Source organism: Enterobacter sp. 22466 (genome assembly GCF_052044775.1).
Lineage (GTDB): Bacteria > Pseudomonadota > Gammaproteobacteria > Enterobacterales > Enterobacteriaceae > Enterobacter > Enterobacter dissolvens.
This window is the reverse complement of record NZ_JBQENX010000004.1, coordinates 222,609-238,406: the sequence shown is the minus strand read 5'-3', so window position 1 is coordinate 238,406 and position 15,798 is coordinate 222,609. Positions and strand designations below refer to the sequence as shown.

General features: G+C 56.6%; 13 protein-coding genes. All 13 read right to left on the bottom strand.

Going from position 1 to position 15,798, the window contains the following annotated elements:
• Nucleotides 1-67 precede the first annotated feature (67 nt).
• A complete protein-coding gene (locus ACTJJI_RS13305) occupies nucleotides 68-829 on the bottom strand; it encodes an ankyrin repeat domain-containing protein (RefSeq protein WP_262782747.1) in 762 nt (253 codons plus the stop codon).
• Nucleotides 826-2,244 (bottom strand): phospholipase, encoded by a 1,419-nt coding sequence (locus ACTJJI_RS13300; RefSeq protein WP_440654390.1) that lies wholly within the window; start codon nucleotides 2,242-2,244, stop codon nucleotides 826-828. Before ACTJJI_RS13300 ends, ACTJJI_RS13305 begins: the two co-directional genes overlap by 4 nt.
• A gap of 36 nt (nucleotides 2,245-2,280) precedes the next feature.
• Entirely contained in the window at nucleotides 2,281-3,714 is a 1,434-nt protein-coding gene (locus ACTJJI_RS13295; protein ID WP_046888081.1) for a serine/threonine protein kinase, read from the bottom strand.
• Between the two features lie 24 nt (nucleotides 3,715-3,738).
• On the bottom strand, nucleotides 3,739-6,354 hold the full coding sequence (gene tssH, locus ACTJJI_RS13290) for a type VI secretion system ATPase TssH (protein WP_335278213.1): 2,616 nt from the start codon (nucleotides 6,352-6,354) through the stop codon (nucleotides 3,739-3,741).
• Nucleotides 6,355-6,392: 38 nt separating this feature from the next.
• Nucleotides 6,393-7,436 carry a type VI secretion system baseplate subunit TssG gene (gene tssG, locus ACTJJI_RS13285; RefSeq protein ID WP_440654387.1) on the bottom strand — a complete coding sequence of 348 codons (1,044 nt, stop codon included), beginning with the start codon at nucleotides 7,434-7,436 and terminating at the stop codon, nucleotides 6,393-6,395.
• Nucleotides 7,433-9,304 (bottom strand): type VI secretion system baseplate subunit TssF, encoded by a 1,872-nt coding sequence (gene tssF / locus ACTJJI_RS13280; protein ID WP_046888091.1) that lies wholly within the window; start codon nucleotides 9,302-9,304, stop codon nucleotides 7,433-7,435. Before tssF ends, tssG begins: the two co-directional genes overlap by 4 nt.
• Nucleotides 9,305-9,306: 2 nt before the next feature.
• Nucleotides 9,307-9,870 (bottom strand): type VI secretion system baseplate subunit TssE, encoded by a 564-nt coding sequence (gene tssE, locus ACTJJI_RS13275; RefSeq protein WP_032647678.1) that lies wholly within the window; start codon nucleotides 9,868-9,870, stop codon nucleotides 9,307-9,309.
• The gene (locus ACTJJI_RS13270) at nucleotides 9,863-10,675 is read right to left on the bottom strand and encodes a type VI secretion system accessory protein TagJ (RefSeq protein ID WP_440654380.1); all 813 of its coding nucleotides are present in this window, start codon (nucleotides 10,673-10,675) and stop codon (nucleotides 9,863-9,865) included. Before ACTJJI_RS13270 ends, tssE begins: the two co-directional genes overlap by 8 nt.
• Nucleotides 10,676-10,684: 9 nt before the next feature.
• Nucleotides 10,685-11,671 (bottom strand): hypothetical protein, encoded by a 987-nt coding sequence (locus ACTJJI_RS13265; protein ID WP_440654378.1) that lies wholly within the window; start codon nucleotides 11,669-11,671, stop codon nucleotides 10,685-10,687.
• 16 nt (nucleotides 11,672-11,687) lie between these two features.
• A complete protein-coding gene (locus ACTJJI_RS13260) occupies nucleotides 11,688-12,485 on the bottom strand; it encodes a PP2C family protein-serine/threonine phosphatase (protein WP_013096185.1) in 798 nt (265 codons plus the stop codon).
• Complete coding sequence (gene tagH / locus ACTJJI_RS13255; protein ID WP_063412741.1) at nucleotides 12,482-14,251, bottom strand: type VI secretion system-associated FHA domain protein TagH; 1,770 nt, start codon at nucleotides 14,249-14,251, stop codon at nucleotides 12,482-12,484. Before tagH ends, ACTJJI_RS13260 begins: the two co-directional genes overlap by 4 nt.
• An 87-nt stretch (nucleotides 14,252-14,338) precedes the next feature.
• Nucleotides 14,339-14,755: a hypothetical protein gene (locus ACTJJI_RS13250; RefSeq protein WP_050860175.1), complete on the bottom strand. Its 417-nt coding sequence runs from the start codon at nucleotides 14,753-14,755 to the stop codon at nucleotides 14,339-14,341.
• A complete protein-coding gene (locus ACTJJI_RS13245; RefSeq protein WP_440654375.1) occupies nucleotides 14,749-15,738 on the bottom strand; it encodes a hypothetical protein in 990 nt (329 codons plus the stop codon). Before ACTJJI_RS13245 ends, ACTJJI_RS13250 begins: the two co-directional genes overlap by 7 nt.
• Between the last annotated feature and the right edge of the window lie 60 nt (nucleotides 15,739-15,798).

Below are 15,798 nucleotides of genomic sequence, written 5' to 3'. Positions count from 1 at the left end.
AATCCCTGTAATAGAAATATGAAAATCGGCATCCGACGAGCAGTAAGATGCATATGCTATACGTTTCCTATTTAACCGGAGTTGGTGGCCATTTTCCGCCATGTTGAATAAGCACATCTTTAATTTCGTTAAGTTTTTTATATTCGTCGCTGCCTACCTTCGCCCTATCGAGGAAACGCTGCAACTGATTACCCATCGTCCAACCATTATCAGCTTTGATTTCAGGGTCAGCTCCGAGTTCAAGTAAAAGAAGAACATGATCGTACGAGTGGAAATCCAGGGCATCAATAAGTAGCGTATTTCCCAAAGAATCGGTGATATTTATATCGGCACCTTTATCAAGCATAGCCTGCAACGTCTTGGTGTTTTTGGCTTCAAGTGTTTGGAAAATAATTGGTTTCCCAAAAGTTTTATCAACGGCATTTGGCGATAAACCCGCATTTAACATCGCCTTGATCCAGTCCGCATTGTCTGCCATTAAAACAAACTCAGCTGGACTATTTTTTCCTTGTGGCCTCGGTTGCAGAGGGTCTGCACCCGCTTTAATCAGCATGGTGATAATATTTAACCGCTCCGGTTTTTTCTGATTATTGATCGAATTCATGACAGCCCAAAATAACAATGTCATATCTTCTTTACCGGGCTTGTTTAAATCCGTCCCTGGCGCTAATTTAATTACCTCATCAACTTCGCCATTCTCGATTGCACGAGCTAATGTGAGCTGTTGTCCGCTAAAGTAATTATCTGGTTTTAAATCCATATTTTGTTTACACCCCTGAACCATTAAAATCAAACAAAGCATTATCCAGCCTGATAAGAACGATTTCATGCACGACTCCTAATAATTGAAATGTCTTCATCCTTTTGCTGTTCAATGCAATCTATTGCCTGACCAATGCCATGGCGGTCCAATGGACCTCCTGTCCCGCCGGGAAGATCGTGAACAACTCCAGCAGCATTAGGCATAATGGCAGAGATTTCTTCTTTGGCTATAAGCGTTGGTATGTGGCCTTTCAACATTTTATAGTCTTCCGCCAGATTAACTTCCTGGATTTTTGTCAGTAATTCACCTTCAACACGATAAGCCTGAATATTATCCGCATCACCCAGCAAGCTTCCACCGTATTTTTCAACAGTGGTTGAATGCAGACCAGCCGCATTGAATGTCCATCCAGCCTGACCGCTTGCGATAGAGGTAGCAGAGGCCAACCCACCACCCAGAGAGTGGCCTGCGATATCGATTTTAGATACCGATTTAGCCAGACGTGATCCCAAGCGTACTGCCCGCTTATAATAATCCGACTCCATACCTAAACCTTGAGCACCATTGTTTATCCAGTCAGCCATATTCTTCGTGGGAAAAAACTCAGGTTGCCTTGATCCTCTGAACACGATTGTTGGATTCATGTCACTGCCAAAAACCGCAGAATCAGGTTGATAAACTCGCGCCAGGAAGTCAGGCGTATCGGTATGGTCAAAAAGAACTTCTTTATCCAGACCATGTTTCTTCAAAGCACCCGCATCATTACTGATATCCTTCCATCCCTCCGGTACTCCCGGCGTGGCCTCAAGCGGGTTCACGGTCTTATACACATTCTCTGCCAGCTTTGCTTTCTCAACCGCGATATTATTCGCCGCCAGCCGCTTAGCCGCGATTTGCGCATCCGGATAGAGGCTATTACTCCCCTTCGCAATCAGATCCTTACGCGCCTGCCAGCGTTCGGCTTTGGTCATATTCTCCAGCTGTGCCGCATAGGTTTTACCGTCTTTGCCCGGCGTCGGCTCATCCGGCATCTGTGCCGCTTTGGATTTGACTACCTGCTTCGGCAGCACCGTTGGCGCAGGGCGGGAGCCATAGGTTCGCACCATGGTTTCGTAGCGGTCGACAATTGTACTCACCGGGTACCAGCCCAGACCGTCCTGCGAGGTAGCCTGCAGGCGGCCATCAGCATTGATATAAAATATCTCCGTCACTGACGACCAGTTACGATAGCTCTCGTCGATCGCCACCACTCTGCCCATGTCGAGATCCTGCACAATCAGCTTACGGGTATCGCGCCCGGACTGATAAGGATTCGCGCCAGTGATGGAGTGCAGCAAGTCGTAACGTGTAAACAGCGAGCGCAGCGAATTGTCGGGCACCGACATAATCCACTGCCCGGCAACGGACGGGCGGATAATTTTCGCAAAAAGCGCGGGCGAGACGTTCTCGCTGAAAAGATAGACAAATTTTATGTTGTACATTCGCTCCGTCCTGTTACCAGTCCCTGTTCGCCTTGTTTACGGATTCACCAGCCAGGTGCCAGGCTTCACGATATCCAGCGTCTGGCTACGGGTTCTGCCGTTGCCCTGCAGTTCAATGCTCACCTCACCCGCTGGCAGCTTGAGCGATGCATAGCCGTTGTTCGCCGGACGCAGCGCTTTCGGCTCGCCGTTCACTTTCAACGTCTCTCCGTCAAGAATGCGAATGTAGACCAGAGCAATCGGGCTGGCTTCAACCGGTGGCGGCGTCGGTTGCGCTGTCGCAGGCGTTGCCGCTTGTTCGCTCACCTTCGCGGTCTCCGGTTTGACTTCTGGCGCGTTCGATGCGGTTTCTGTCGTGCGGGATGTTTCCGGCGCTTGCGCAGCCTGCTCTGGCGCATCGTGGCCGCCGCTGAACAGCATCGCGCCAGCGACCACCCCGACCAGCACACCCGCGGCAACCATCCCGGGGATCTTGTAACGACGCCAGTCAAACGCCGAAGCCGGTGCCTCTTCTTCCACCGGCACCAGCATGGTGCCCGGTTTTTTAGCAGTCAGCACATCATCGATACCGGCGACCGGCATCTCGATTAACGCCGCGAACTCATCAATGGATTGCGGACGGTCCTCCATGTGCAACGCCAGGGCACGGTCGATGGCCTGCAGCAGCGACAGGGAGTATCCCTGCGGCTGGATTTCCACCAGCGGTTTGCAGGTGTCCTGAATGGAACGCACCACGCTAACCGGCGGCGGTGAACCCACGATCAGGGTGCGCAACACCGCGCCGAGGGCGTAAATATCCGTCCACGGTCCCTGCTCACTTTCATTGTCGTCGGTGTACTGTTCGATAGGCGCAAAGCCCGGACGCAGCATGGTTTCGGTTTCGTCAGAGAGGTTACCGATGGTGCGACGCGCGGAGCCAAAGTCCAGCAGCACCGGCAGGCCGTTATCCTGAATCTGGATGTTATCCAGTGAGATATCGCGGTGCAGATAGCCCTCGTCATGGATGGTCTTGATTGCGCCAAACAGCATCGGCAGCGTACGACGGATCCATGCCTCGTTAATCAGCTCCGGCTTCTCTTCGCGCAGGCGAGAAAGCGTGGTGCCGCTGTAAAACAGCGTCCCCATGTAGGCCGTATCGTTTTGCACCCAGAAGCGCAACACGTGCAGCAGGTTCGGGTGGTTGAAGCGCGCCAGCAGGCGGGCTTCCTGAATGAAGCTGTTCAGCCCCGCCGAAAACGCTTTGCCAAAGCGTTCGCTGCGCAGTACCAGCGTCATGTCGTCGCCGCGCACGGCGAGCGAGGAAGGCATAAATTCTTTGATAGCGATAGTGCGTTCGAGCTGGTGATCCCAGGCGCGATAGACGATGCCGAATCCGCCGCCGCCAATCACCTCTTTAATTTCAAACTCGTTGAAGCGATACCCGACCGGGAGCGCGTTTGGGACAGTCCGATTGTTATCATTATCCGTCATCTTTTACAGTTCTCTTGATGATTATTACGCGGCAAACTGACAGTGAAACTCGCCCTGCTCGCAGGTGACATGCAGACGTCGGTACTGCTCGTCGCTGCGGCTGGCGGTAAGTAATATCTGACTCATCTGAGGCAGCAAGGTGTTGGTCAGGATCGCATCCACCATACGTCCACCTGATTCCACCTCGGTACAGCGCTGAACAATCTGTTCTACAACGCTGTCATCAAACTCGGAAATAATATTGTGATTCTCTTCCAGGCGACGCTGAATGCGTTTGAGCTGCAGGCGAACAATCTGCCCCAGCATCGCGTCGCTCAGCGGATAGTACGGCACCACCAGCAACCGGCCCAGCAGCGCCGGTGGGAACACCTCCAGCAGCGGCTGGCGCAGCGCCCCGCTTAACGCCTCCGGCTCCGGCATCAGTTCCGGATCGGCACACATGGCGCTGATAAGCTCGGTCCCGACGTTAGACGTCAGAATAATAATCGTATTACGGAAATCAATGTGACGGCCTTCGCCGTCCTCCATCCAGCCTTTGTCAAAGACCTGGAAGAAGATCTCATGTACGTCCGGGTGGGCTTTTTCGATTTCGTCCAGCAGCACCACGCTGTAAGGACGGCGACGGACGGCCTCGGTTAACACCCCGCCTTCACCATAACCGACGTATCCCGGCGGTGCACCTTTTAAGGTTGAAACCGTATGCGCTTCCTGGAATTCACTCATATTAATGGTGATGACGTTCTGTTCGCCACCGTACAGCGACTCCGCCAGCGCCAGCGCGGTTTCGGTTTTCCCCACCCCCGACGGACCGCAGAGCATAAACACGCCGACCGGCTTGTTCGGATCGTCGAGTTTCGCCCGGGAGGTTTTCACCCGGCGGGCAATCAGATCCAGACCGTGACGCTGGCCAATCACCCGCTGGTTCAACGTGTCGGCGAGGTTCAGTACCGCGTCAATCTCGTTTTTCACCATCCGGCCCAGCGGGATGCCGGTCCAGTCAGAGACCACTGCCGCCACCACGTTTTCATCCACAGCGGCAAACAGCAGCGGTTCATCCCCCTGTAAGGCGTTCAGCGCCTGCTGCTGCTCTGCCAGTTGGCTGCGCAGCGCTGCGGTATCGTCATCGCCCGCCGCAAACAGTGCGGCACGCAGGCGGATGATCTCCTGCACCAGGCTGCGCTCGTCTTCCCAGCGCCGGGCCAGGGCCTCACGTTTGGCTTCATACGCGTCACGCTCTGCGGTCAGTGCCGTAACGCGCTCAGATTCCCCTGCACCGACGCGCGCTTCGCGCTCCGCTATCTCAATTTCTACGTCCAGCGCCGCAAGATGGCGCAGGCAATCTTCCAGCTGCGCCGGAGGTGCACTCTGGCTCACCGCCACGCGGGCGCAGGCCGTATCCAGCAGCGCAACGGCTTTATCCGGCAGTTGACGGGCGGGAATGTAGCGATGTGAAAGCTTCACGGCTGCGCTAACCGCTTCGTCGAGCAGTAAGACCTGATGATGGGTCTCCAGCGGCGACACGGTGCTGCGCAGCATCAGAACCGCTTTGGCCTCATCGGGTTCATGTACCTGCACCGTCTGGAAGCGACGGGTCAGCGCCGGATCTTTCTCGATGTATTTTTTGTATTCCGCCCAGGTGGTGGCGCCAATGGTACGCAGTTGTCCACGCGCCAGCGCTGGCTTCAGCAGGTTAGCGGCGTCGCCGGTGCCCTGCTGACCGCCCGCACCGATCAGGGTGTGGATCTCATCGATAAACAGAATGATTGGCGTGGCGCTGGACTGTACTTCATTGATTAATGCCTGCAGACGGGCTTCAAACTCGCCTTTCATCCCGGCACCGGCCTGCAGCATGCCGATATCCAGCAGCCACAGCTGTATGTTTTGCAGCGGCTCCGGCACATCGCCGTCGGCGATGCGCAGCGCCAGCCCTTCCACCACCGCCGTTTTTCCGACGCCGGCTTCCCCGGTCAGCAGCGGGTTGTTCTGTCGGCGACGCATCAGGATATCGACCATCTGGCGGATCTCTTCATCGCGCCCGACCACCGGGTCCATTTTGCCTTCACGGGCACGGGCGGTCAGGTCCTGACCATACTGGGCCAGCGTGCCCTGGGCAGCAGGCACCGTACCGGCTGGCGCATCCACTGCGGCAGCAGCCTGCTGCGTCTCTTTGCTGCTGGCACAGATGGTATCGAACTGCTCAATCAGCACCTCGACGTTAAGACGGGTAAACTGCGCCGAGATGCTCTTCAGCACGTTAGCCAGATTCCAGGTTTTCAGAATGCCGATCAGCAGATGGCCGCCGCGGATACGGCTGACGCCAAACTTCAGCGATCCATAGACCCAGGCGCGCTCGACGGCGCTGTCAATATGTTCGGAGAGATCGGAAACGGAACTGGCTCCGCGCGGCAGAGCATCGAGCGCCGCCACGATATCGCGCGTCAGCTGCTGTTCGTCGAGGGCAAAATGACGGATCACCTGTTGCAGATCGCCATCCTGCTGCTGCATCAACTGATGCAGCCAGTGCACCAGCTCGACGTAGGGGTTGCCGCGCAGCTTGCAGAACGCGGTGGCGCTTTCCAGAGAGGTAAATAACAGCGTATCCAGTTTGCCGAAAAGCACGGCACGGCTAATTTCTGACATGTTAGTTTCCATTAACAATGATTCGGTATACGGAAGGATTACCGCTCTGCGCGATACACCAGATCGCCACGCGGGACAGGCTGCGGCTGACGGCCCAGCCAGGTGTTGTACCCCAATCGCCCGGCGCTGCCGAGCGTGGCGCCCTGCACGGCGTCAGCGCGCAGGATCACCCGTGTTTCCCATTCAAATTCCACCCCTGCGTACTGGCGTACCCAGTCCCGCAGTTCGGTTACCCATGCTTCACCGGGCAAAAAGCGGTTGTACGCTTCCGCGCTGAGCGGGCCAATCTCGATGCGGAATTTATGCTGCACGTCGCGGACCGCCACGCCCAGAAACGCAGATTCACCCATCCGCGGCACGCGGCGCCCCGCTCCCAGCTGCGCCTGCTCGCGCGGTGAAAGCGGCATCCACTGCGGTACGTTGGCGATCAGTTTGACCGGGGCTTTAAAATAGTTACGCAGGATTTTTTCCAGACCCTCAGGATCCCGTCCGTGGCGGGTCAGGTGTCCGGCGTGGGTAAAGCGGGCATGGGCGCTCAGGCTGCCTTTGTCCATCTGGCCGGGCTGCCCCATACCAATCAACGACGCCAGATATCCCTCAAAACGTTTATTGTCGGCGCGGTCGAGGGAGACGGCAGGCTGCGCGTCGGCCCAGGCGCGATAAAACAGCAGCGTCAGACGATGATGGAACAGATCGGCAAACGCGCTCAGGCTGGTGTCCTGATGATGATGGATCCGCTCGCGCGCGTACTCGGTCATGTGAACCGGCAGCGGCCCGTTAGGACCAAACAGGCCGAAGCTCAGAATGGAGACCTCGTGCAGCCCGTTGCCCTCGCGCTGGCGTACCTGCGCCACCGTCGACGGCGCAAAACTCATCGACGGCTGCTGGCCCAGGCGTAGCGGCTCAAATTTTGGCAGCGGCGCACGCCCCAGCGGGTAGCGCTCCCCGCCCTGAGCATCAATACGCCTTAACAGCTGGAACAGATCATAGCGCCATGGCGTCTCGCGAACCCCGCGCCAGAAACTGTCCGGCAGCGGCGTCAGACGATGGACCTTCAGTGGCGCGGTGACAACGTCGCTCATACCAGTGCCCTTTTACCCATGCGCGGCGCCCAGTAGCCGATCTCGCCGCGCTGCTGACTTTTCAGGGTGAACTCCGTGAAGCTGTTGATCGACACCAGCCGGGCAAACAGCCGCTCCAGCACGCTACCGAAAAGCCAGGGGCTGGCACCGGAAAACGCACGTTCATCCACCGTCAGGGTAATGCCGATGCCGCGGGCGAAGACCACCGGCCCCGGCTCGGGAACCCGGCGGTGAACCGGCTCCAGCACGCAGTGACGAACCCCTTCTACCTGACGCGCAACCGGCGTCTCCGCGAGATTGGCGTACAGCCCTAACAGCTGACGCAGCGCGGCGGCGCCGTCTTCGTTTTCGCTGTCCATCAGGCTGAGGTAGTTCATCTGTAGCTGGCTGATCAACCGCCAGGTGCTGAACCCTTCTGCCAGCGCCGGACGCGGCGGCGTCGGCCCCTTGCGCAAGGTCAGAGACTTCACCGGCATGGAGTCGGCCATAATGAACTGTCCCAGCTCCTGCTGCAGCATCAGCGGCAGATCCCGGCTGGTGCACAGCACCTCGGCGGAGATATAGCGCAGGTTCTCCTGCCAGGGCGCATGCTGCTCATCCACCAGCGAGACAAACACCTCCGAACCGATGTAGCCGGTGCGGGTGCCGTAACGCAGGGCATGTTCTGAAAGCACGCGTTGCTCCCGACGCAGGGAGAAATAGGCACCATAGTTGCCCGCATCCCCGCTCCAGGTGCTCCAGAACGGACGAAACGTCTGGTCGTCGCGCTGACCATCCGCGCTGCCGTATATCTTGTTCACCGCGTAAATTTCGTAATCCAGCGGACGGATGTTATCCACCACCAGATGGTATTCATGCTGGCCTTCGCTCAGCTTCTGACGCGCCGCCACTTTCGGGAACAGATTGATCACCGGCGTGCAGTGCAGGGCCAGATGGCTGGCATCGACAACGCGCTCCAGCTGTTCATCGGTTTTATCCAGCAGAATAAAGATATCGAAGGCTTTTTCGTTTTCGCAGCGCTGGATCAGTTTGCTCAGCCCGCTCAGGCTGATGAAGCGGAAACGGGCGGGAAAAGCAAAGTACTCCTGCAGCAGACGGTAGCCGTCAAAGTTGCGCAGATCGTCCGGGAGTAGCGACTGATCCGCATCAAACCCTTCCTGACGCAGGGCATCAGACGCCAGCACATCACGCTGCGGATGTTTGCTGACGGTCTGGCAGACCATCCCGACGTGGTGCTCCATCACCAGCTCCAGCAGCTTTAACGCCTCGATATCCGGGCCGCTGAGGAAAAACTCCAGGCGGTCAAAATCAAGGTGGCCGAGGTTTTGCGGACCGTCGCAGGCAATGCGGATCCGTAAGGCGCTGCTGATCCCCTGCTGGCCCAGACCCAGCTGCGTCAGGGGCAGGTCGGCAGGTACACCGCCCAGCTCAACCTTGTCGATTTTCAGCGGCAGCAGGTTCACCTCATGCGCCGTGGTGTAGCTGCAGGTCACGCCGGTTTTCTTCAGCGCCAGGCTGTCCATCATTGTGCCGCGCGGCACGATAAAACCGTTGCTCAAATCGCCACGGCTGCTGTCAGGCTGAATTTCAGCAATTGCCATGGAGGGGGTGGGCGCGAGATAGTTCGGCGCAATCATCTCCAGCAAACGCTGGGAGAAGCGCGGAAACTCCGCGTCCATTTTCATCTGCACGCGCGAGGTCAGAAAGGCAAAGCCCTCCATCAGACGTTCGGTGTACGGATCCGCCACTTCGATGCCGCGCATGCCCAGCCGTCCGGCCACTTTGGGATAGCGCTCGGCAAATTCGGCGCCCATCTCACGCAGATAGGCCAGCTCCCGGTTGTAATATTCGAGCAGTTTACTTTCCACGATCACCCCGCATCTTTCAGTTCAAAGTGGCCGTTTTCCAGATCGACATCGGTACGAAACAGAAACTCCAGCGGGTACGGCACACACCACAAACGCCCTTTTATCTCGATGGAGAGCACGTTGTGCAGATCCAGCGAGGAGGTGTCCGACACACAGCGGACCTGCAGCCCCTGGGGCAAAATGCGGGGTTCAAAGTTGATAATCGCCTCGGTGAGTTTGCGCTGAATGTCGTGCCATTCGATATCCGACATGCGCTTTCCGGCCAGCGGCGCAACGCCAAAATTCACCACCGAGCGGCTCACGTGTGGCAGCGAGCTCAAATCGCCGGAGGCGTCGTGATTGATGGTATTAAACAGCCACTGCAGATCCCGCAGCACGTTGCGACGCAGCGCGGCATGGGTGATCAGGTTGCTGTTGGCCGACTCGCGTTTTTTCTCCGGGTCGTTATCTGTGAGGCGATCGAGCAGCGAGGGCTGCATTTTGTCGCGCGCCCCTACCTTCTCCTGCTTGCTGCGGGCCTGCCAGCCGCTGCGCAGCAGATCGCCTTCGCCAGCAGGATTACTCATGGGCTCCATCCGTTGCAAAAGTGACGAGGCTCAGCGACAGCAGCGGGCTTTCGCTTTGCTCGCTGAGCCAGGCTTTCTGCCCCAGCCCTTCATACAGCGTGCCGTCATTGTCGAGCGGCAACCACTCGGTGGTGCGCCCGAGTTTAACGGCATCAGAGGCATCGGCCGCAACAGGATAACGCGACGGGATCTGGCACACCTGCTCCGTCCCGTCGGTCAAACGCACCAGCGCATGACGCCAGACCAGATCGGTGACGCTGGCCGGAGCCTGGAAACGGATCTCCGCGATAGCGCTAAACGGCAGCCAGAAGTAACGGCCGTTAACAAGGGTTTCGCACACCGGCCCCAGACGGGCATCGCCGTCCATCAGCCATTCAAAGGCCTGCGTCTCATCATTCTCAAGCGTCAACTGACCCGCGCTCGCCTGCGCCTGTTCAAGGGCTTCCAGACGCAGCGCGTGAGCGCGTTCGCCGCTCTCGTTCAGCGCGGCGGCAAGGGTGGTCAGCCATGGCCACTGGGCTTCCGGCATGGCCGGACGCCGTTCTCCCGCCATCACCTGCGCACGCTGCAGTTCTCCCTGAATGCACTGCTCCAGCAGGGTGACGGTGGGTTTCGCCTGCGGCTTGAGCGCCAGCCAGCTTTTCAGCTGGGTGAGCGCGCGCGTCCAGTTACCGCTGAGGGTGAGAAACTGCACAAACGCGGCACGGAGATCGGCATCCGCCGGACGGGCCTTGATCTCGTTTTCAAGACGCACCAGCGCGTCGCTGAGCGACTCCCCCGCCAGATGTTGATAGAGCGTATTCATAGCCATTCCTTAGTTTGCCGCGCGCCAGGCGCCCACTGCCGGGTCACGCAGCTGAGGACGCAGAGTATCAATCAGGACAATATTGAGCGTGGTGCCAGGAGTAACCCAGGCGCTCCAGCCCTTCTTCACTGCAGCAATACGCGCCTGCAGTTTTGCATCGTCGCTGGCTGTTTCACGCGAGATCTCCACGGCCACCGTACCGTTGCTTTTCCAGCCGTTCAGGGTGCTGTCGTAGGGCAGGATCATCCAGCTCTGGTCGCTGTTCGGGGTGCTGAAAACCATACGCTCTTTGTTGACTGAGGTGATCAGCGCGTGTTCCGGATCGGCGCTTTGATTCAGCCCCATCACCGGGAAGCCGTGAATGTAGGTCACCGCTATCTCTTTTTGACCGCCGCTGCGGGTCTGCGAGATAACCGTGTGGCCGCTCAGCCAGCTGCCGTTACCGCAGCGGGTCGTGTCGGAATCCGGGATAAAGAGCGCCGGCGCGGAAGCTCCCCCTTCCCAGAAGGTGCGCAGATGGCAGCCGTCCTGAAGGGTAAATTCCTGCCACGGTGTGCGGTCAGCGGCAACCGTATTGGTTTCAGCGTTCTGGTCAGGTGGCAGTAACGCACCGCTGGCAGGGGTCGCGACGGGCTCTGTCTGCTGCTGTTTCACTACCAGCTTCCACTCCTGAGCTTTGCCTGCCGTCCCCTGCGCCAGTGTCGTGCCCGCCGGATCGTTAAGGGTCCAGCTGAGTTTATTCACTTTGCTGCACTGGTGCTCCAGCAGTGAGCCGAGACGCGGGACAAAGTTTTCCAGCACGGAAACGTCTTTATTGCCGTTGGCCACAATGCGCAGCGCAATCTCTGACTTACACCAGCTCTGCGGGGTGTTGTCTTTGATGTTGTCGATCCAGATATCCAGCTTCTGCGCAGGTGACTGCACGATGCGGAAATTTTCAGCCTGAGCGGTGGACGCCACCGCCAGAAGTGCCAAACCCGATAGCCAAAGTTTCATATCGTTCCTTGTGTGTCTAGTCAGTTCCGCAGGGAAGAAATTGTGCTGCGTCAGAGAGCGTATGCAGCAAAGTGGTGTCCTGAGGGTTGCCCATCCATACCGCCAGCGCCGTATAGTTATCCTGAGCATTCCCCTCCTGTTCAGCATTCTTTTGAATGATCTGGTTCATTAAGGTCAGCCACTCCTGTGGGGTGTTGACCATGTGCAGCGACTGTTTCATCTGCTCTTCGCTGACGCCGTGCCAGAAACCGTCGGTGCAGAGTAAAAAGGCATCGCCGTCTTCAACCTGCACCACGTCGCTGTAGCTCGCTTCCGGGCCACCGTTTTCAATGCCCAGCGCCAGATACAGCAGGTTGCTGTTGAGGTTATCGGTCTGGTGACCAGCATCTTTCATCTGCTGCACCAGGCTGTGGTCGGTGGTGACATGCCACAGCCAGCCGCGACGAAACAGGTACAGACGGCTGTCCCCGGCGTGCGCCCAGTAGGCCAGACGGTAATCGCGGTCGATAAACAGGCTGACCAGCGTGGTACCCATCCGGCGATAGTCCTGCACCGCCTGCTGTTCGCTAAGGATGGTGCGATTCGCGGTTTGTACATAGTCGCGAATATGCTGCGCGTTAAGGTGCTTGTCGCCATCAAAGCGGGAGATGATACTGTTGCGGGCCAGTTCAGCGGCCACCTCGCCGCCCGGCAGGCCAGCGATGCCGTCACAAACGACAAAGCAGGCCGAACGTTCCCCTATGGTTTCTCCCGTCTGATCCTGGTTGCTGGCGCGCGTCCCCTGGCGGGAGAGAGAAGCCGTTGCGATATTCATTTTTCTTCCGATCCGCTCTGTGAGTCTTTGTACTGATTGACCTCCATGTCATAGGCATGAAGGAACGCTTCGCCAAACAGGGTGTGGAAGTCATCTTCAATCTCACCGGCCGTCTCGCCATAGCTGCGGACAAAGTAGTCCCACAGCGCGGCTTTGCGGCTGCCCGGCAGCGCCAGACGGGAGGTCATACCGTTCTGCTTCGCCTGCTCTTCCAGCTGTTCCGGGTTAAAGGATTGCAGCATCGCGGCGATGATGGCGCGGATACCGGAGATCATCCCCAGCTGATGCGCCTGCAGATCGATCAGCGCGTCACGCACGGATTTGGTAGGTGGCATAAAGCCCGGCATCGGCGTCCCGAACATCTGAATCAGGACCGTTTTCCCGGTCGGCAGCAGCTTGAACGGGTTGTTGGCATCGTCGAGCACCATGGTCATATCGGCTTTTACGCCGCGCTTGAGGATAGAGCGCGAAGAGAGCAACGCCACGGTGCCCTGCGAGAACATGCCGAGGATCTGGCCCAGCTGACGCATATTTTCACGGTCAAACTGCGGCACCGGCTGCATTTCACTCAGGCCCATCCCCTCCAGCAGCGCCTCCAGCAGCTCGCCCTGCAGCACCTCGCCTTTTTCACCGTTTTGCGCCGTAGCGCTTGGCGCAGCCGCGTTTTTGACCGGGTCGATACGCAGACGTCCCTTCGGCGTCTGTGCGCTGCTGCGTGCGACGGCCTGCGGCGTAGGCATAGTAAAGCCTGCGTAATCGGTACGTGCCGGCTCTTCCTCTTCCGCACGCGGTGGGTCCTGTGGCTCAGGGGCAAACAGCGGAGAATCCGCCAGCGGATCGTCCTGCGGTACGGCCTCTGGCTCTGGCGCTGGTGCAGATGGCTCAGGTACGATCTCATCCGGATGAGTTAACGGCGCCCCGCCCATCAGCCCAAGCGGATCATCGTTACGCGCGGCTGGCGCGCTGGCCGAACCACCAAACAGGGCCAGCGGGTCGAGTTCATCCGTCGCCTCTTCTGCCGGTGCGGGTTTGCTCTCTACCGGCGGCACCAGCGTTGAAGGGGTGACATCGTCAAAGATGCTCTCTTTTTTGAACAACGCTTCATCGCTGAACAACGTGTCGGGATCGACGTTCTTACGCTCAAGCTTCGGCTCGCTGTCGTTGAACATTGCCAGCGGATCTTCAGCGTTACGCTCGGGTGCCACAGGCTGCGAGAAGGGATCGTGAGACGCCGCAGGCTGCGGTTTCGCGCGGTTGCTGGAGATGCTGTCAGAGATAGAGAACTCCTGCATCAGGCTGTCCCAGATTTCCGACGGCACGGCCGTTGGCTCCGCCTTGCCGCGCGGTGCGGCACTGGCTGGCTTTGGCTGTGGAGCAGGTGTCGGCGCCACTGTCGGGCGAGCCTGCTGCTGCATACTGGCGGCCATGCGGCTCACCGGCTGCGTGTCGTGGATAAGTTCCGTCACTTCGATGCGGTAGTCATCAATACCGAGAATATCCCCGTCCTGCAGCTCTACCTGACGCCCCCGCTCCAGCGGGATGTCGTTCAACACCACGCGGGTGACGCTGCCACGGTTGGTCACGCGGCATTCGCCCTGGGCGTCAACGTGAACAATAGCCTGCAGGCGCGAAATGGTGCGGTCATTGTCCGGCAGTACCAGATTGTTATCCGTACCGCGCCCAATAGTGCCCCCGGGGGCATAAAAATCACAACTGCTCTGCGGCGGCTGATGACCGGGTTTCGTAGAAATAATCGTGAATCGCATGGCGTATTCCTGCTGGTATGATTAGCGCTCAAACGCTGCCGCTCTCGGGGGTGAGAACGGCGGCGTTTGAGAAAGTGAATATTAAAACTATTTTATGAAGGTTATAAAATATAATCCAACAATGAGCCATAGAGTGAATATTAACGCCTGGAATTTATAACGACGATGTAACTTTAGTATCCAGCCAATTCTTTCTTCCGGTAACGATTGCACGTATTTATAAGCGTCTTCCTGCACCAATCTTTCATGATTAAATTTCATTCTGACGCCTTTATAAAGGCGTACAAACCAGATTATTTTTTGGTAATTAGCCAGTGAACCAAAAAAAGAAGCGTAGTCTGTTACAAGATCCAGATCATAACCTTTGCGCCGGTAGTCAGAAAGTAGCTGATTATAATCAGTCTCGTGTTTTTTGAAATAACGAGAACTGAACAGATCCATAACTACCACGATCAGAAATAAAGCTACGATAAGGAATAATAGTAAATTCTCAATATTCACCATATTTTATCCATCATATACTCAGTCGCTCCACCTGCTATCTCGCCACCAACGTATCCACCCGCAGCCGCCCCGACTATGGAGCAGGCGAGCAATCCGGCGCCCCCCGTCGCAACACCAAGCGCAACGCACACACCAGCACCTGCCATGGCTCCGTATTTACCACCGTAAATACCCCCTGCCAGGCTTGCACCAAAGCTACTGTATTTTTTCACAGCGACTTTAGAGCAACTCTGCTCACGTCCTACGGTGCATGCATTGTAAACTTCATTGGTGGTATTTGCACCAGCAAAACCTATTGCAAGCCACCCCCCTGCTTTAAGAAAGCGAGCGGCCTTAGAGGCATTATCGATATAAGTTGAATAACCACGAATAGAAGCGACTCCAGCTGTGCTCCATTCATGTACAATTGATCTACTTGACAACCCTAATGCATGCTTCAATTCGTTATAGGGTTTCATCTTTAACGTCAACCTTGATAATTTGTTTAATAATCCATCCAGCTCAGAAAACAGGCGCTGACGCTCAACAAAAAACTGCTGGCTTATTAATGTTCCTTGCGTCCTGTACTGATTCTGGTAAGCCAACTCAATGGATTTAAGTTTTTTTTCTATTTCGCTAAAATATTTTTCGCCTGCATCAGCAACGACACCAAGGGACTTATCCATAAAATTAGTGACTGCTGCTATGGTACTACAGTGTTGATTAAAGAAATTCGCTTCGTCAGAGTTAAGATCGGCCAGAGCACTATTGACTTTCTTTTTTGCAAGCTGTAGTTGCTTAAGTTGCACAGAATTATTACTTCCCGGTGCATCAAGAATCAACATCTGTCCAGGTTTGGACCATTGCGCATCGCTATTAACCTGCATGAAATAACGTGCAGCATCACTATTTGGATTATTGAATAAAAACCTTGTCTGGAAATCCAGGGTTCCGGGTTGCTGGACAATACAATATCCCGGGCTAACTAATGATTGACTCGTCATATTCATTCCCTTTGATTTTCACGAAAACGCTCAGATATCAGCACTCACATTCAAATAGAA